15 protein-coding genes are annotated in these 16,363 nt (G+C 72.9%); 12 read left to right on the forward strand and 3 right to left on the reverse strand.

Features of this window, described 5'->3' with window-relative positions; translation table 11 throughout:
* Nucleotides 1-2: 2 nt before the first annotated feature.
* Complete coding sequence (locus tag MRBLMI1_RS07800) at nt 3-890, reverse strand: phosphodiester glycosidase family protein (protein ID WP_367730831.1); 888 nt, start codon at nt 888-890, stop codon at nt 3-5.
* 419 nt (nt 891-1,309) lie between these two features.
* On the opposite strand from MRBLMI1_RS07800, the gene MRBLMI1_RS07805 reads away from it, so the two are divergent.
* Complete coding sequence (locus MRBLMI1_RS07805) at nt 1,310-1,573, forward strand: hypothetical protein (RefSeq protein WP_367729209.1); 264 nt, start codon at nt 1,310-1,312, stop codon at nt 1,571-1,573.
* 164 nt (nt 1,574-1,737) lie between these two features.
* Here the strand turns inward: MRBLMI1_RS07805 and MRBLMI1_RS07810 are convergent, their stop codons facing one another.
* Complete coding sequence (locus MRBLMI1_RS07810) at nt 1,738-2,238, reverse strand: small multidrug efflux protein (protein ID WP_367729211.1); 501 nt, start codon at nt 2,236-2,238, stop codon at nt 1,738-1,740.
* A 152-nt stretch (nt 2,239-2,390) separates the two neighbouring features.
* Here MRBLMI1_RS07810 and MRBLMI1_RS07815 point away from each other — a divergent pair, with 152 nt between their 5' ends.
* The 5 genes from MRBLMI1_RS07815 (at nt 2,391) to sucD (ending at nt 7,372) form a co-directional block, all read left to right on the forward strand.
* Nucleotides 2,391-3,641 (forward strand): sensor histidine kinase, encoded by a 1,251-nt coding sequence (locus MRBLMI1_RS07815; protein ID WP_367729213.1) that lies wholly within the window; start codon nt 2,391-2,393, stop codon nt 3,639-3,641.
* Nucleotides 3,638-4,255: a response regulator transcription factor gene (locus MRBLMI1_RS07820; protein WP_367729215.1), complete on the forward strand. Its 618-nt coding sequence runs from the start codon at nt 3,638-3,640 to the stop codon at nt 4,253-4,255. The genes MRBLMI1_RS07815 and MRBLMI1_RS07820 overlap by 4 nt, the downstream gene beginning before the upstream one ends.
* Nucleotides 4,256-4,783: 528 nt before the next feature.
* A complete protein-coding gene (locus MRBLMI1_RS07825) occupies nt 4,784-5,119 on the forward strand; it encodes a hypothetical protein (protein WP_367729217.1) in 336 nt (111 codons plus the stop codon).
* A 167-nt stretch (nt 5,120-5,286) separates the two neighbouring features.
* On the forward strand, nt 5,287-6,450 hold the full coding sequence (sucC, locus tag MRBLMI1_RS07830) for an ADP-forming succinate--CoA ligase subunit beta (RefSeq protein ID WP_367729232.1): 1,164 nt from the start codon (nt 5,287-5,289) through the stop codon (nt 6,448-6,450).
* A 19-nt stretch (nt 6,451-6,469) separates the two neighbouring features.
* The gene (gene sucD, locus MRBLMI1_RS07835; RefSeq protein WP_367729234.1) at nt 6,470-7,372 is read left to right on the forward strand and encodes a succinate--CoA ligase subunit alpha; all 903 of its coding nucleotides are present in this window, start codon (nt 6,470-6,472) and stop codon (nt 7,370-7,372) included.
* A gap of 274 nt (nt 7,373-7,646) precedes the next feature.
* Here the strand turns inward: sucD and MRBLMI1_RS07840 are convergent, their stop codons facing one another.
* Nucleotides 7,647-9,104, reverse strand: a complete 1,458-nt coding sequence (locus MRBLMI1_RS07840) for an NCS2 family permease (RefSeq protein ID WP_367729236.1) — start codon at nt 9,102-9,104, stop codon at nt 7,647-7,649.
* Between the two features lie 67 nt (nt 9,105-9,171).
* On the opposite strand from MRBLMI1_RS07840, the gene MRBLMI1_RS07845 reads away from it, so the two are divergent.
* From MRBLMI1_RS07845 to MRBLMI1_RS07870, 6 genes are all read left to right on the forward strand, one after another.
* Nucleotides 9,172-9,609, forward strand: coding sequence for a nitroreductase family deazaflavin-dependent oxidoreductase (locus MRBLMI1_RS07845; protein WP_367729238.1), 438 nt, complete (start codon nt 9,172-9,174; stop codon nt 9,607-9,609).
* Between the two features lie 556 nt (nt 9,610-10,165).
* The gene (gene nirB, locus MRBLMI1_RS07850; protein WP_367729240.1) at nt 10,166-12,736 is read left to right on the forward strand and encodes a nitrite reductase large subunit NirB; all 2,571 of its coding nucleotides are present in this window, start codon (nt 10,166-10,168) and stop codon (nt 12,734-12,736) included.
* Nucleotides 12,733-13,167 (forward strand): nitrite reductase small subunit NirD, encoded by a 435-nt coding sequence (nirD, locus tag MRBLMI1_RS07855; protein WP_367729242.1) that lies wholly within the window; start codon nt 12,733-12,735, stop codon nt 13,165-13,167. Before nirB ends, nirD begins: the two co-directional genes overlap by 4 nt.
* Nucleotides 13,164-14,396, forward strand: a complete 1,233-nt coding sequence (gene cobA, locus MRBLMI1_RS07860) for a uroporphyrinogen-III C-methyltransferase (protein WP_367729244.1) — start codon at nt 13,164-13,166, stop codon at nt 14,394-14,396. The genes nirD and cobA overlap by 4 nt, the downstream gene beginning before the upstream one ends.
* The gene (locus MRBLMI1_RS07865) at nt 14,393-15,532 is read left to right on the forward strand and encodes a uroporphyrinogen-III synthase (RefSeq protein ID WP_367729246.1); all 1,140 of its coding nucleotides are present in this window, start codon (nt 14,393-14,395) and stop codon (nt 15,530-15,532) included. The genes cobA and MRBLMI1_RS07865 overlap by 4 nt, the downstream gene beginning before the upstream one ends.
* Nucleotides 15,529-16,221 (forward strand): sirohydrochlorin chelatase, encoded by a 693-nt coding sequence (locus MRBLMI1_RS07870; RefSeq protein ID WP_367729248.1) that lies wholly within the window; start codon nt 15,529-15,531, stop codon nt 16,219-16,221. Before MRBLMI1_RS07865 ends, MRBLMI1_RS07870 begins: the two co-directional genes overlap by 4 nt.
* Nucleotides 16,222-16,363 lie beyond the last annotated feature (142 nt).

Consider the following 16,363-nt stretch of genomic DNA (forward strand, 5'->3'; position numbering starts at 1 on the left):
GCTCAGCCCGCCACGTAGAGGATGTCGCTGGTGCCGCGCTCGCCGCCGTTCGACGGCGAGTTGACCACCTCGCCGTTGAAGTACATCGTCGACGAGCCGCCGCCGTCGAGGTTGTAGGCGGTCGTGGCGCCGAGCGAGAGCATGATGTCGGCCAGCTCGGGCAGCGTGACGCCCTCGCTGTACCCCTCCTGCCGGCCGTCGACGACGACGAACACGAGATGGTTCTCGTCGATCACGCCGACCGCGGTGCGCGGCTGGTCGCCCTGGATCGAGTGGTTGCCGACGTTGGTGTCCACCTCGACGCTGTCGATGCCGTCGACGACCTGCCCGTCCTCGACGATGGCCGGGCCGAAGCTGAGGGTGTTCCAGACTCCGGATGCCAGGAGGTCATCGGCCGTCGTCTGGGTCTCGTCGTACACCTCGACGTGGCCGTCGGTGTAGAAGGCCAGGCCCTCGCGGGCGCCCTCGTCGCGATAGACGACGCCGTTGCGGATCTCGATGCCGGTCGACCGGAAGCCGTAGTAGTCGCCGTTGATGGCGAAGATCGCGTCATTGGCTGCGGCGATCTCGCTCGTCGTCTGCGTGATGTTCTCGCCGAACTGGTTGTTGGCGAAGGCCGAGCGCAGATCTGTCGCGTCGCCGAGCACGACGTCGGCGACGTAGTAGGTGAGGGTGTCGGTCGTCACCGTCGAGAGGGACACCGAGGTGGAGCCGTCGCTCCAGCTCGTGTCGGTGAGCGAGGTCGTCGTCGTGGTGGACGCCTCGGACGGAGCGGCGACGGTGGAGTTCTCCGCCTCGTAGGCCGCGACATCGGCGACCTCGACGTGCGGGACGAGGAAGCGATCGGCCGCCCACCAGGCGGACCCGCCGACCGTGAGGACGACCGCCATGCCGCCGGCGAGGAAGGCGCGGCGGGTGGTGCGGCGCCGGGTCGTGGGGGTGCGGCGCGGGGCGGCCGGGGTGGGGGCGCCGGGCGCAGTCGTCGCGGCGTCGGTGCGGCGGCGCGGGGCGACGGGGGCGGTCACGGCGTCGGGCGCAGTCCCGGTGTCGGGGGTGCGGCGCGGGGCGTCGGACTCGGGGGCGGGGTCTGGCGTTCGCATGCCCCTAGGAAAGGTGCCGCGCCCTCACCGGAGCCTCACCGGACCCTGCCCGCTGCTGAGAGGACCTATGCGAGTCCTATGCGAGGCGGATTCGCGCGTGGGCGTCGTTCGGGGCGCCATCCGTGCATCGGGGCGGGATATCTCGCGCCCCGACGCACATCCCGCGCCCCGAACCCCACGGCGCGCACCGGACCTGAGAGGCTGATGAGATGCGAGGACAGATCTGGGGATTGATCACGGCCGCGATCGGACTGGCCATCATCGTGCTGCTCGGCATCGACGGCATCCAGTACGGCATCTGGGTCGACGAGATCGGGCCGTCCCTCGACATCGCGGACCAGGCCGCACAACCGACACTCATCATGTCGGCGGTGATCGGCGTGCTCGCCATCGGGCTCGTCATCGGCGGTCTCGCTGTGGGGCTGTCGATTCCTCGCGGCCAAGGACCTGATCGGCCCGCTCGCACCGAGTGACGTGGGACGGCGACGTCGGCACGATCGAGCCTGTCGCCGGCTCGCGGGATCGGGGCGCCATCCGTGCACTGGGGCGGGACATCTCGCGCCCCAGCGCACATCCCGCGCCCCAGCGCACATCCCGCGCCCCACACCCCGCGCCCCGGAACCCGCCGCGCGGCGGATCACGCCACGGTGCGGATCACGCCCGTGATGATCAGCGTCACGGCAGTCGTCCACAGCGCGATCGCCGCGGCCTGCCACGCGATGACACGGACCGGTGAGACCCCGGTCGACGTCAAGGCGGCGGCGGTGAACTGCGTCGGCAGCAGCAGCGGGCCGAGCAGGCTCACACCGGGCGTCCCGTAGCGGTAATAGGCCCGCTCGAACTTCTCGCGCCGCGCCGTCGTCGGCTTCTCGGGCGCCCCGCGGCGGGTCGTCACGGCGGTGCGCACCCGGGATGCCACGAGCACCACCACCGCCACGCACAGCAGATTCCCGAGGGCGCCGGCGACGGCGGCGAGGACGGGATGGATGCCACCGATGATCCCGATCGCGGCCGCCCCCTCGCCCTCGATGAACGGCACCGCCCCGGCCAGGGCCACGACGAGCGGCTGGACGAGATCGGGCACACCGGCGACGAGGTCCTGGAAGCCGAGGACGAGGTCGGAAACGGGGTTGGACATGGATGCCTCCGGGGGTCTGGATCGCGGGGTGTTCCGCGGTGATCCCATCTCATCGGCGGGCGGCTCGCGGCGGCAGTGTCACGGTGTCACCCGGTCACGGGAGGATGCGACGGCCCACCCGTGACGAATGTCATGCCCGTACTGTGGCGGGTGTGAGCCCCCGTCCCGCCGCCTCGCCGATCGCCGCGTCTTCGACCGTCCCGCGGAACGACGAGACCGCGTCCGTTCGGATGCCCGCCGCGACGAGCTACGCCCGCGACGTGCGCGTGACCTGGTGGTACACGGCCGGCTCCCTCGTCGTCTTCCAGCTCACCACCCTGTTCATGTGGCTGCTCGCGCTCCTGTACCGCGAGCCGCTCCTCCCGTACCCCGCGGCTCTCACGCTTTTCGTCGCGGGTGCGGCCGTGTCCGTCGCCGCCGGCGTCCTCCTGCTCGTGCGTTACCGGGTCGAGCCGGTCGACGACGCGGAGGACCACCGCGCGGGCGTCCCGTGGGTGCTCCTCGGAGCCTCCGCCGCAGCCGCGCTCGCTCTCGGGGCCGGTCTCGGCTCGCCGCTGCTGGCCGTGACCACGGCCGCGTACGCCCTCTGCCTGGTGCGCTGGCAAGGTGGCATCCGGTTCCGTCTCGTCCTCCTGCTCACCGTCGTGATCCTCGCGGTCTGGTTCGTCGAGGGCACACGCCTGAACCCCGACGCGTACGCCGGGCCGGTCACGAGCGCCGCGGTCTTCGGCGCACTGCTCGTGCCGATCACGGCGACATCGCTGTGGTGGTGGGACGTCGTCCGCGAGCTCGACCGGGCGCGTCGCGCGGAGGGGCGTCTCGCCGCGGCGCAGGAGCGCCTGCGCCTCGCGAGCGACCTGCACGACCTGCAGGGCCACCACCTGCAGGTCATCGCGCTGCAGCTGGAGCTCGCCGAGAAGATGCTCGCGCGGGACCCGGATGCCGCTGCCGATCAGGTCCGCGCGGCCCGCGAGAGCGTCGACGAGGCGCGCCGCGGGACCCGGGATCTGGCCGCGCGGTTCCGCGGGGTGCCGCTGCCCGACGAGCTCGCCAACGCCGTCGACCTGCTGCGCGCGGCGGGACTGCGGGTGCGTCTGGACGTCGCCGAGGATGCGGCGGAGGCGCCGGCGGACGTCCTCGGACCGGTCGTCCGCGAATGCACGACCAATGTCCTCAAGCACGGCGGCGGCGCCGAGGCATCCCTGTCCCTCCTCCGACGCGACGGCGCCTGGGTCCTCTCGATCGGCAACGACGTGCGCGGGGAGACCTCGCCCGTCGGCGACGGCGCAGGCCTGGCCGGGATCGCGGCGCGCGTCGGCGCCATCGGCGGGACCATGGATGCCGCCGCCTCCGGCGACCGTTTCGTCGTCACGGTCGCCGTGCCGGCCGGGGTCGTGTCGTGAGCGGCGACCGGGTCATCCGGGTGCTCATCGCCGACGACGAGGACATGATCCGCACGGCGCTCGCCGCGCTGCTGCGGCTCGAGGACGACCTCGACGTCGTGGGGGAGTGCCGCGACGGCGAGACCGCGATCGCCGAGGCCGCGCGGCTGCGGCCGGACGTGTGCCTGCTCGACCTGGAGATGCCCGGCCTCGACGGCGTGGACACCGCCGCCCGCATTCTCCGCACGGTGCCGTCGCGCTGCGTCATCGTCACGCGCCACGCCCGGCCGGGAGTGCTGCGCCGAGCCCTGGGAGCGGGCGTCGACGGGTTCCTGCCGAAGTCGCGCCCCGCCGACGACGTCGCCGCGGTGATCCGCGAGGTCGCCGCCGGTCGGCGCTACGTCGACCCCGAGATCGCCGCCGACGCCCTGAGCGACGAGCGGAGTCCGCTCACGGACAGGGAGCTCGACGTGCTGCGGGCCGGCGCGCGCGGCGAGACGGTCGCCGAGATCGCCGCGGCGCTGCATCTGTCGGCCGGGACGGTGCGCAACCACGTGTCGTCGGTGCTCGGCAAGCTCGGCCTCGCGAGCCGGCAGCAGGCGACGATCCACGCGCGCGAGCGCGGCTGGATCTGACGCGCCCCCGTCGCTCCCGCCGGGGCGGTGCGCCCGCGGCATCCGCCACCTGCGTTGCGATGACCTGGCGCAGATGCACGCGCTGACCGCCGCGCGGCGTACATATGGGGCAAGTCAACGTCGGACGGGTCGGGCAGGGCGTGGCGGGCCCCGGTGGCATCCCCGCCACCTCCCTAGCGATGAGGTGGCGCAGATGCACGCGCTGACGGCGTCGCGGCGTACATGTGGGGCAAGTCAACGTCGGAGGGGTCGGGCAGGGCGTGAGAGGCCCCCGGTGGCATCCCGGCCCCCTCCCTAGCGATGAGTTGGCGCAGATGCACGCGCTGACGGCGTCGCGGCGTACATGCGGGGCAAGTCAGCGTCGGAGGGGTCGGGCGGGGCGGGGGTGGGGCACTGCGGCATCCATGGTCCGGGGAGGGCTTCGCGATCCGTGCCGGGGGCTGCGCGACGCGGTCCATCCACGCATCCCGGGGTGGCTCGCCGTTATCTTCGCTCGCACCGGGTGTCGGACGAGCGAAGGGGCTGACGGTGATCGACGTGGGGCGGTCGGCCGCGGGGCCGACGTGGAAGACCATCGAGGACGACTTCGTCCTGGGGGCGTGCGCGCGGCGCATCGTGGGCTTCGCGGCGCTCGCGCCGGACGGCCGGTGGAGCGCGTTCGACGACGAGTCCCAGCCGCTCGGCGACCTCGCGACCCTGGACGAGGCGAAGGCGCTCATCTGGGGGGCGCATCGCACGACGCACGACAGGACGTGCGCGTCGCCCTGGGGGCACGGCTGGGCGGGTCTCGCGGAGACGGTCCGGCGCTGGCGCGAGGGCGGAGCGGTGCCGCCGCGGCAGGACGGCCCCGGACCGCAGAACTGAGGACGGGATGCCGCCGAGCCCGGGCCGGCGAAGCGGATGCCTCCCATCGGAGGGGGCGGGGCGGGGCCATTCAGCCCTGTCCGGTAGGGTGGACGATTGGTGCAGATCTCTTGATATCGAGAGATTTCGCCTCCTCCCACCACCGATCGCCCAGCGAAGGATTGTCCGTGGATCTCTACGAGTACCAGGCACGTGATCTGTTCGAAAAGTACGAGGTGCCGGTGCTCGCCGGCATCATCGCCGACACCCCTGAGGAGGCGAAGGCGGCCGCGGAGAAGCTCGGCGGTGTCGTCGTCGTCAAGGCTCAGGTCAAGACCGGAGGCCGCGGCAAGGCCGGCGGCGTGAAGGTCGCCAAGACCCCCGACGAGGCGTTCGAGGCGGCGCAGGCCATCCTCGGCCTCGACATCAAGGGCCACGTCGTCAAGCGCGTCATGGTCGCCGCCGGTGCCCGCATCGCCAAGGAGTTCTACTTCTCGGTGCTGCTCGACCGCGCCAACCGCTCCTACCTGTCGCTCTCCAGCGTCGAGGGCGGCATGGAGATCGAGGAGCTCGCCGTCGAGCGTCCCGAGGCGCTCGCGCGCATCGAGGTCGACCCGCTCGAGGGCATCAGCCACGAGAAGGCCCTGGAGATCGCCAAGGCCGCGAAGTTCGACGACGAGCTGGCCCCCAAGGTGGCCGACGTCTTCGTCAAGCTCTTCAACGTCTACAAGGGCGAGGACGCCACGCTCGTCGAGGTGAACCCCCTCATCCAGAGCGAGGACGGCGACATCATCGCTCTCGACGGCAAGGTCTCGCTCGACGAGAACGCCGGCTTCCGCCACCCCGAGCACGAGGCGCTCGAGGACAAGGACGCGGCCGACCCGCTCGAGGCCAAGGCCAAGCAGCACGACCTGAACTACGTCAAGCTCGACGGCCAGGTCGGCATCATCGGCAACGGCGCGGGCCTGGTCATGTCGACCCTCGACGTCGTCGCCTACGCCGGCGAGAAGCACGGCGGCGTCAAGCCCGCCAACTTCCTCGACATCGGCGGCGGCGCCTCGGCGACCGTCATGGCCGCCGGTCTCGACGTCATCCTCGGCGACGAGCAGGTCAAGAGCGTCTTCGTCAACGTCTTCGGCGGCATCACCTCGTGCGTCGCCGTGGCCGAGGGCATCGTGAAGGCCCTCGAGATCCTCGGCGACACCGCCACCAAGCCCCTCGTCGTGCGTCTCGACGGCAACCAGGTCGAGGAGGGCCGCGAGATCCTCGCCGGCGCCAACCACCCGCTGGTGACCCTCGCCGCCGGTATGGACGAGGGCGCCGACAAGGCCGCCGAGCTGGCCAACGCGTAAGGGATAGGGATACACAGACATGTCCATCTACCTCAACAAGGACTCCAAGGTCATCGTCCAGGGCATCACCGGCGGTGAGGGCACCAAGCACACCGCCCTCATGCTGAAGGCCGGCACCCAGGTCGTCGGCGGCGTGAACGCCCGCAAGGCCGGCACCACCGTGGCGCACAAGGACGCGTCGGGCAACGACGTCGAGCTCCCCGTCTTCGCCTCGGTCGAGGAGGCCATCCGCGAGACCGGCGCCGACGTGTCGATCGCGTTCGTGCCCCCGGCCTTCACGAAGGACGCCATGGTCGAGGCCATCGACGCCGAGATTCCGCTGCTCGTCGTGATCACCGAGGGCGTGCCCGTCGGCGACACCGCCGAGGCGTGGGCGTACGCGAAGTCGAAGGGCGAGAAGACCCGCATCATCGGCCCGAACTGCCCCGGCATCATCACGCCCGGCGAGGCGCTCGTGGGCATCACCCCCGCGAACATCACCGGCAAGGGACCCATCGGCCTCGTGTCGAAGTCGGGCACCCTGACCTACCAGATGATGTTCGAGCTGCGCGACCTCGGCTTCTCGACCGCCATCGGCATCGGCGGCGACCCGGTCATCGGCACCACGCACATCGACGCGCTCGCCGCGTTCGAGGCCGACCCCGACACCAAGGCGATCGTCATGATCGGCGAGATCGGCGGCGACGCCGAGGAGCGTGCGGCCGACTTCATCAAGGCGAACGTCACCAAGCCGGTCGTCGGCTATGTCGCGGGCTTCACCGCTCCCGAGGGCAAGACCATGGGTCACGCCGGCGCGATCGTCTCCGGCTCGGCCGGTACCGCTCAGGCCAAGAAGGAGGCCCTCGAGGCCGCCGGCGTGAAGGTCGGCAAGACGCCGTCCGAGACCGCCGCCCTGATGCGCGAGATCATCGAGAGCCTGTAAAGCAGCACTCTCCTGGGGCCCGGATGCCATGGCATCCGGGCCCTTCGTCGTCCCGGCCGCACCGCTCGGCGCACGCCGGGGCGGTCGGCGCGGCCGGGGGCGGACCTGCGGGGGCGCGAGATCACGTGATCGCGCCGAGAGCACACGTTGTCGCGGCCGCGAGCGGGTGCTCTCGACGGGATCGTGTGCAGTCGGCGCGGAGGGCCGCCGGTGGGGGCGGGACGAAGACGGGGCCGGGATGCCATGGCATCCCGGCCCCGGAAGAGCACCGGGCTCAGGACAGGAGCGCCTCGACCGGGCCGCGGACGAAGAACACCACGAATCCGGCGGCGACGATCCACAGCAGCGGGCTGACCCGCCGGGCGCGACCGGACAGCGCCTGGATCAGCACCCAGCTGACGAAGCCGGCGCCGATGCCGTTGGCGATCGAGTACGTCAGCGGCATGACCGTGACCGTGAGGAACACCGGGATGAGCACCGACACGTCGCTGAGGTCGACGTGGCGGATCTGCGCCATCATCAGCGCACCGACGATGACCAGGGCGGCGGCGGCGATCTCGGTCGGGACGATGCTCGTCAGCGGGGTGAAGAACATCGCCAGCAGGAACAGGGCGCCCGTGACGACGTTCGCCAGTCCGGTGCGGGCGCCCTCCCCGATGCCCGAGCCCGACTCGATGAACACCGTGTTGGACGACGACGAGGTCGCCCCGCCGGCGACCGCGCCGATGCCCTCGATCACCAGCGCCGAGCGCAGGCGCGGGAACGTGCCGTCGGGGGCGGCGAGCCCGGCCTCGCGAGAGAGGCCCGTCATGGTGCCCATCGCGTCGAAGAAGTTCGTGAACACCAGGGTGAAGACGAGCATGAGCGCTGCGAGCACGCCGATGCGGCCGAACGAGCCGGCCAGGTCGACCTGGCCGACGAGCGAGAGGTCGGGGAGGCTGATCCACTGCGACGGCAGCTCGGGGACGCTCAGACTCCAGCCGCCGGGGTTGCCGTCGGCGCGGGCGTCGAGGTTCGCGACCGCCTCGACGATCACGGCGATGACGGTGCCGCTCAGCAGGCCGATGAGCAGGGCGGCCTTGACCCTGCGGGCGAGCAGAACCGCGGTGATGACGAGCGTCAGGACGAACAACGCCGTCGGCACCGTCGCGATCGAGCCCTGGACACCGAGGCCGACCGGGGGAGAGGCGAGTCCGGTCGAGGTCACCAGTCCGCTGTCGACGAAGCCGATGAACGCGATGAACAGGCCGATGCCGACGGTGATCGCGGTCTTCAGCGCCAGCGGCACCGCCTCGAAGATCATGCGGCGCAGACCCGTGACGGCCAGCAGCACGATGATGAGCCCGTTGATGACGACGAGACCCATGGCCTCGGGCCACGTGACGCCGCCGACGATGCCGACCGCGAGGAACGAGTTGATGCCGAGCCCGGCCGCGAAGGCGAAGGGCAGGCGGGTGACGAGGCCGAACAGCATGGTCATCACGCCGGCGGTCAGCGCGGTGGTGGCGGCGACCTGGCCGAAGCCGAGGACGTTGCCCTCGACGTCGGGGGTGCCCGACAGGATGATCGGGTTCAGGATGACGATGTAGGCCATCGTCACGAAGGTGACGACTCCGCCGCGCACCTCGGCACCGACGCTGGAACCGCGTGCGGTGATCTCGAAGAACCGGTCGAGGGCGTTCTTCGGCTCGGCCGCGGGGGCGGCCGGGCGCTCGGGAGCAGGGGTGCTCATGATGGCTCCAGAAGGGGGGAAGGGAAAGGACGGGCCGAGTCGAGGCGCGCGGTCGTATCGTGGGGATATGCCGCTCTCAGGAGAGTATTTGCCCAGCACCAGCGAATGGGCCCGCTCGCAGGCCGAGGCCTTCGAGGCCTCGGGTGGCCAGGAGGCCGCCGAACTGCGAGGCAAGCCCATCATCGTCCTCACCACCGTCGGAGCCAAAACCGGCGGCCTGCGCAAGACGGCGCTCATGCGCGTCGAGCACGACGGTCGCTATGCCGTGGTGGCATCCAAGGGAGGAGCCCCCGAACACCCGGCCTGGTACTTCAACCTCGTGAAGAACCCGCGCGTCGCGCTGCAGGACGGCGACGACAAGCGCGAGTACGACGCCCACCAGGCCGAGGGCGCCGAGCGCGAGGAGTGGTGGGAGCGCGCCGTCGCGGCGTGGCCCGACTACGCCGAGTACCAGCGCAAGACCGACCGTCGCATCGAGCTGTTCGTCCTCGAGCCCGTCTCCTGACGCGCCGAAGTGGCCCCGGGGCGCCGTGTGTGGCCCCGGGGCCACTTTCGTGAACCCGCGCAGGTGGCGTTGCCCTGGTGACGCGCGCGCCGTGGCGGTGCGGCGTGCGCCGAGGTGGCCCCGGGGCGCCGTGTGTGGCCCCGGGGCCACTTTCGTGAACCTGCGCAGGCGACGTGGCCCTGGTGACGCGCGCGCCGTGGCGGTGCGGTGTGCGCCGAGGTGGCCCCGGGGCGCCGTGTGTGGCCCCGGGGCCACTTTCGTGAACCTGCGCAGGCGACGTGGCCCGGGTGACGCGCGCGCAGTGGCGGTGCGGCGTGCACCGAGGTGGCCCCGGGGCGCCGTATGTCGCCCCGGGGCCACACCGGCGGCATCTCGCCGGCAAAACTCACACCACCGCGCGCCCCCGGTGAGGGAAACGTTCGCGAGGGGTAACGCGGGGGAGCGGGCCGGAGAAACGTCGTCTGCCTAGCGTCGGGGCATGGCCCGCTCGAACTCCGCAACCGGAACGAAACACGCTGCTGACGACAGCGCAAAGTCCGCCTCCTACGGTGGCGACATGCTCCCGCCAGCGTCGGTCGTCGTCGTCGGCGCCGGCATGGTGGCCCACCGCTTCGTGGAGAGCCTCCTCGCCCGCGACGTCGACGGTCGCTGGCGCGTCACGGTGCTCGGCGACGAGCGCCGCGCCCCCTACGACCGCGTCGGACTGACCGGCTACTTCGGCGGCCGGAGCGCCGACGACCTCGCGCTCGACCCGGCCTCGCTCGCCCACGAGCGGGTGCGCGTCGAGACCGACGCCCGCGTCGTGTCGATCGACCGCGCGAACCGGACCGTCACCACCGCCTCCGGCGACGTGCACGCGTACGATCGGCTGGTCCTCGCGACCGGCTCGTACGCCGCCCGGCTCGCCCTCGACGGCTTCGACAGCCGGGGGTGCTTCGTCTACCGCACGCTCGACGACGTCATCGCCCTCCGCGACTGGGTCGCGCGTCGTTCGGCGGAGCTCGGACGCCCCCTGCGCGGCGCCGTCGTCGGTGGCGGTCTGCTGGGACTGGAGGCGGCCGGGGCGCTGCAGGCCGAGGGCGTCGCGCCGTTCGTGCTGCAGTCGAACGAGCGCCTCATGTCGGCGCAGCTCGACCTCGGCGGGGCCAAGGCACTGCAGCGGCTCATCGAGGAGCGCGGCATCGACGTGCGCACCTCGTCGGTGACGACCCGGGTGGATGCCGACAAGACCGGCGCCGTGTGCGGGCTCGAGCTGCGCGACGGGAGCTGGGAGCCGGTCGACGTCGTCGTCTTCACCGTCGGCGTGCGGCCGCGCGACGAGCTCGCCCGCGCCGCGGAGCTGCGCGTCGACCCCCGCGGCGGTGTCGTCATCGACGCCGGCTGCGAGACGTCCGACCCGGCCGTCCTGGCCATCGGCGAGGTCGCCAGCTACGACGGCCAGTGCGTCGGTCTCGTCGCCCCCGGCTACGCCATGGCCGAGATCGCCGCGACCCGCCTCCTCGGCGGAGAGGCCGCGTTCGACGGCTTCGACACGTCCGCGAAGCTCAAGCTGTCGGGTGTCGAGGTGGCGAGCTTCGGCGACGCGTTCGCCGAGACGCCGAACGCCCTCGACGTCACGTACGCCGACCCGGTGTCCGGCGTCTACAAGAAGCTCGTGCTCAGCGACGACGCGCAGACGCTGCTCGGCGGCATCCTCGTCGGCGACGCGTCGGCGTACGGAGCGCTCCGACCGCTCGTCGGGCGCGCGCTCGGCGGCGACCCGGCCGCCTACCTCCTGCCGGCCGATCTGGCGCCCGCCGCCCAGGGGGAGCTCCCGGCGGACGCCATCGTCTGCTCCTGCAACGGCGTCACCGCCGGCACCGTCCGCGACGCCGTCACCGAGCACCAGTGCGCGGACGCCGCCGAGGTGAAGGCGTGCACCAAGGCCGGTGCGGCCTGCGGCTCGTGCTTCACGCTCGTGAAGAAGCTCGTCGCCACCGAGCTGGCGGCATCCGGTCGGGAGGTCTCCTCGGGGCTGTGCGAGCACTTCTCCTTCACCCGCGCGCAGCTGTTCGACATGGTCCGGGTCTCGGAGCTGCGCACGTTCACGTCGATCGTGCAGCGGTTCGGCAAGGGCCGCGGCTGCGACATCTGCAAGCCCGCGCTCGCCAGCATCCTCGCCAGCCTCTACTCGGGGCACGTCCTCGACGGCGAGCTCGCGACGATGCAGGACACGAACGACCACGTCATGGCCAACATCCAGCGCGACGGCAGCTACAGCGTCGTGCCGCGCATCCCGGGCGGGGAGATCACGCCCGAGGGGCTCGTCGTCATCGGCGAGGTGGCGCGGGACTTCGGGCTCTACACGAAGATCACCGGCGGCCAGCGCATCGACATGTTCGGCGCGCGGCTCGAGCAGCTGCCGGACATCTGGCGCCGGCTCGTCGACGCCGGCTTCGAGTCCGGGCACGCGTACGGCAAGTCGCTGCGCACCGTGAAGTCGTGCGTCGGGCAGACGTGGTGCCGTTACGGCGTGCAGGACTCCGTCGGCATGGCCGTGCAGCTCGAGCTGCGGTACCGCGGCCTGCGCTCCCCGCACAAGCTCAAGTTCGGCGTCTCGGGCTGCGCGCGCGAGTGCGCGGAGGCCCGCGGCAAGGACATCGGCGTGATCGCGACCGAGGCCGGCTGGAACCTCTACGTCGGCGGCAACGGCGGCTTCACGCCGCGTCACGCGGAGCTGTTCGCGGAGGGCCTGGACGACGAGGGCCTCCTGCGGGCCATCGACCGGTTCCTCATGTTCTACATCCGGACCGCCGACCGGCTGCAGCGCACCGCGCCCTGGGCGCAGGACTACGAGGGCGGCCTCGAGGCGCTCAAGGCCGTGGTCTTCGACGACAGCCTCGGCATCGCGGAGGACCTCGACCGCGCGATGGCCTCGCACGTCGACGCCTACGAGGACGAGTGGGCGGCCACCCTCGCCGACCCCGACAAGCTCCGACGCTTCGAGAGCTTCGTCAACGCCCCCGACGTCGCCGACCCCTCCCTCGCCTATGTCGCCGAGCGCGGGCAGCCCCGTCCCGCGACGGCGGAGGAGCGCTCCTCCGGCGCCGTCCTCATCGGCGGCACGACCCTGGCGGTGCGCTCATGACGATGACCGACGCCACCCCCTCCGCCCTGCCGCAGGAGGGCGGGATCCCGGATGCCGCCCCCTCCCGGTCGGCGTCCCCCGTGGCATCCGCGTGGGTCCGTGTCTGCCGCGTCGACGACCTCCTCGTCGAGCGCGGGGCCGCCGCCCTCATCGGAGGCCGCCAGATCGCGCTGTTCCGCACCTACGACGGGCGCCTGTTCGCCACCGACCAGGTCGACCCGTTCAGCGGCGCGGCAGTACTCTCGCGCGGCATCGTCGGCGACCGCGACGGTGTGCCCACGGTCGCCTCGCCCATGTACAAGCAGGTGTTCGACCTGCGCACCGGCGCCTGCCTCGACACGCAGGGCAAGGAGCCGCTCGCGGTGCGCACGCACCCGGTGGCCGTGACCGACGGCGACGTGTTCGTCAAGATCGAAGGAGACGCCCGATGATCGCTCTGGCCGGACTGGACCTCACCGACCGCCTCGTCGTGTGCGTGGGCGGCGGACGCGTCGCCGAGCGGCGCATCGCCCGGCTGCGGGCCTCCGGGGCGCGCATCCGCGTCGTCGCCCCGGAGGTGACCGACGGGCTCGCGGCGCTCGCCGCCGCCGGGACGATCGACTGGGCGGCGCGCCCGTTCGACGCCTCCGATCTGGACGACGCCTGGTTCTGCCACACGGCCACGGGATCGGCCACGGTGGACGCCCTCGTCGTCGACGCGGCCGAGGCGCGCCGGGTGTGGTGCGTGAACGCCGGTCACGGCGGCAAGGGCACCGCGCGGCTCGCGGCCGAGACGACGAGCGACGACGTGCTGGTCGGCGTCGTCTCCACCGCGGGGGCGGACCCGCGCCGGAGCGTCGCCGTCCGCGACGCCATCGCCGACGGTCTGGCGGCCGGACGGCTGCCGCTGCGTCGTCGTCGCCGCCCGCTCGTCGGGAGCGTCGCCCTCGTCGGCGGCGGCCCCGGCCCGGTGGACCTGCTGACCGTCCGCGGTCGCGCGCTCCTCGCCGCGGCCGACGTGGTCGTGCACGACCGCCTCGGTCCTACCGGCGTCCTGGCGGAGCTCGGCGACGACGTGGAGCTCGTCGACGTGGGCAAGCGCCCCCACCACCACCCGGTCCCGCAGGACGAGATCAACGCGATCCTCGTCGACCGCGCGTCTCGCGGCCTCCGCGTCGTGCGCCTGAAGGGCGGCGACCCCTTCGTCTACGGCCGCGGCGGCGAGGAGGTCATCGCCTGCCGGGCGGCCGGTGTGCCGGTCGAGGTCGTCCCCGGGATCAGCAGCGCCATCGCGGTGCCCGAGAGCGCCGGCATCCCGGTCACGCATCGCGGTGTCGCCGGTACTCTGCACGTTGTGAACGGTCAGGAGAGCCCGAGCCCCGCGACGCTCGCGGCCTTGCGGGACGACACGGCCACGGTGGTGGCCCTGATGGGCGTGAGCGGCCTGGCCCGCTTCGTCGACGCGGCGCGGGCGGCGGGTGCGCCGGCGGGTCGGCCCGTCGCCTTCATCGAGAACGGGCACACGCCGCAGCAGCGCACCATCCGTTCCACGATGGAGCGGGCGGTCCCGGATGCCGCGGCTCACGGCCTCCGCAACCCCGCCGTCCTGGTGTTCGGCGAGGTCGCCCGCGCCGAGCTGCTGCTGCCCGCGGTCGTCGCCCAGGGCGAGGGCGTGGGGTGACGACGCCCGCGCGGACGATCAGCACGGTGCTCCTCGGGTGCACCGTGCTGCTCCCCGTCGATCGCCGGTCGGGGGAGCTGTCGGCCGCGCTCGAGCGTCACGGCGCCCGCGTCCGCGTGGCGCCTGCGCTGACGATCGTCCCGCACGTCGACGACGACGAGCTCATCGCGCACACGCGGGCCCTCGTGGACGACCCGCCCGACATCGTCGTCGCGACCACGGGCGTCGGTTTCCGCGGATGGATGGAGACCGCCGACGAGGCGGGGCTGCACGACGACCTCGGCGCGGTGATGCGCGGGGCGCGGATCGTGGCGCGCGGCCCCAAGGCCCGCGGGGCGATTCAGCAGGCCGGGTTCGAGGCCGACTGGGTCGCCGAGAGCGAGACCTCGGCGGAGCTGCGCGACTTCCTCGTGGCCGAGGGCATCGAGGGGCTGCACGTCGCCGTGCAGCACCACGGCTCCGGCGCCGACGGCCTCGACGAGGCGTTCGCCGACGCCGGCGCGCGCGTCACGAGCCTCACCATCTACCGCTGGGGGCCGCCGCCCGACCCCGAGATCGTCGCGGCATCCACGCGTCAGGTCGCCCGCGGCGAGATCGACGCCGTGCTGTTCACCTCCGCCCCCGCCGCGCGGGAGTGGATCCTCGCCGCGGAGCGCGCCGACGCGCTGCCCGGCATCGCCGCGCGGGCGGCGGACGGTCGGCTGCTCGTGGCCGCTGTCGGACCGATCACGGCGGGTCCGCTCGTGGAGGCGGGGATCGACCCGCTCGTGCCCGACCGCGGACGCCTCGGGGCGCTCGTACGGGCCGTGGTGACGCATTACGGCGGCGTCGACGCGCCGCTCATCCTCACGACCGCGGGACGTCTCGGCATCCGGTCGTCCGGCATCGTCCTGGACGGCGCCTTCACGCCGCTGCCGCGGACGGGCGTGGAGATCCTGCGCGCGCTCGCGCGCGAACCCGGGACGGTGGTCTCGCGCACGGACCTCATCGCCGCGCTCTCGAACGCCGGGGCGAGCGGGCACGCGGTCGAGGTCGCCGTCGCCCGCACGCGGGAGGCCCTCGGCGGGCTCGACCTCGTGCGCACCGTGTACAAGCGCGGCTACCGGCTCGATGTGATCGACGAGGAGGACTCATGACCGCTGTGCTCATCGCCTGCGCCCACGGGACGCGGTTCGAGGAGGGGCGCGTCGTCGTCCGCGCGCTGCTCGAGGTGCTCCGCGACACCGCCCCCGCGGGCGTCGAGGTGCACGAGGCCTACGTCGACGTGCACGGGCCGTACGTGACCGACGTCGTCGCGGCGGCGCGGGAGCGCACCGACGACATCGTCATCGTGCCGCTGCTGCTCTCGACCGGCTACCACACCGAGGTCGACCTGGTGGAGGCGGCCGACGGCATCCCCGTCGCCCCGGCGCTCGGACCGCATCCCGTGCTGGCCGAGATCCTCGCCGACCGCGTCCGGGCCGTCGGGACCGAGCCGGGCGACGCCGTCGTCCTCGCGGCGGCGGGATCGACGCGTCCCGGCGCCGTCGTGGACGTCGAGCGGATGGCCGACCTGCTCGGGTCCGCCGGGGTCGAGGGGCCGGTGATCGCGGCCTACGCGGCGGCATCCGATCCCCGCATCGCCGCGGCCGTGGAGACGGCCCGCGCCGCCGGGCACCGCACCGTCGCCGCCAGCTACGTGCTCGCCCCCGGCCATTTCTCGCGCGTGATCGAGGCGGCCGGCGCGGACGCGACGACCGCTCCCATCGGGGCCGACCCGCGGCTGGCGACCGTGGTGTGGGAGCGGTGGGCGGCCGCGCGACGACCGGTCGCCGCCGTTCGCTGAGGCCGGGCGGACGCGGGACGCCGCATCCCGCACCGTCGCGCCGGGACCGTCCGCGCCCGGGCGCGCTCCCCTCCGTGCCCCGCGGGCTCCGGCCCCGCGACGAGCGGCGAAGCCGGGCCCGCCCGCCGCGCCTGGACGGGCC

This window comes from Microbacterium sp. LMI1-1-1.1, assembly GCF_040815675.1.
GTDB lineage: Bacteria > Actinomycetota > Actinomycetes > Actinomycetales > Microbacteriaceae > Microbacterium.

Coding starts and splice junctions, on each gene's coding strand:
- MRBLMI1_RS07810 (WP_367729211.1), bottom strand. CDS start 2,238: ATGTCCAACCCCGTTTCCGACCTCGTCCTCGGCTTCCAGGACCTCGTC.
- nirD (WP_367729242.1), top strand. CDS start 12,733: ATGACGATGACCGACGCCACCCCCTCCGCCCTGCCGCAGGAGGGCGGG.
- MRBLMI1_RS07800 (WP_367730831.1), bottom strand. CDS start 890: ATGGCGGTCGTCCTCACGGTCGGCGGGTCCGCCTGGTGGGCGGCCGAT.
- nirB (WP_367729240.1), top strand. CDS start 10,166: ATGCTCCCGCCAGCGTCGGTCGTCGTCGTCGGCGCCGGCATGGTGGCC.
- MRBLMI1_RS07840 (WP_367729236.1), bottom strand. CDS start 9,104: ATGAGCACCCCTGCTCCCGAGCGCCCGGCCGCCCCCGCGGCCGAGCCG.
- sucD (WP_367729234.1), top strand. CDS start 6,470: ATGTCCATCTACCTCAACAAGGACTCCAAGGTCATCGTCCAGGGCATC.
- cobA (WP_367729244.1), top strand. CDS start 13,164: ATGATCGCTCTGGCCGGACTGGACCTCACCGACCGCCTCGTCGTGTGC.
- MRBLMI1_RS07805 (WP_367729209.1), top strand. CDS start 1,310: ATGCGAGGACAGATCTGGGGATTGATCACGGCCGCGATCGGACTGGCC.
- MRBLMI1_RS07870 (WP_367729248.1), top strand. CDS start 15,529: ATGACCGCTGTGCTCATCGCCTGCGCCCACGGGACGCGGTTCGAGGAG.
- MRBLMI1_RS07845 (WP_367729238.1), top strand. CDS start 9,172: ATGCCGCTCTCAGGAGAGTATTTGCCCAGCACCAGCGAATGGGCCCGC.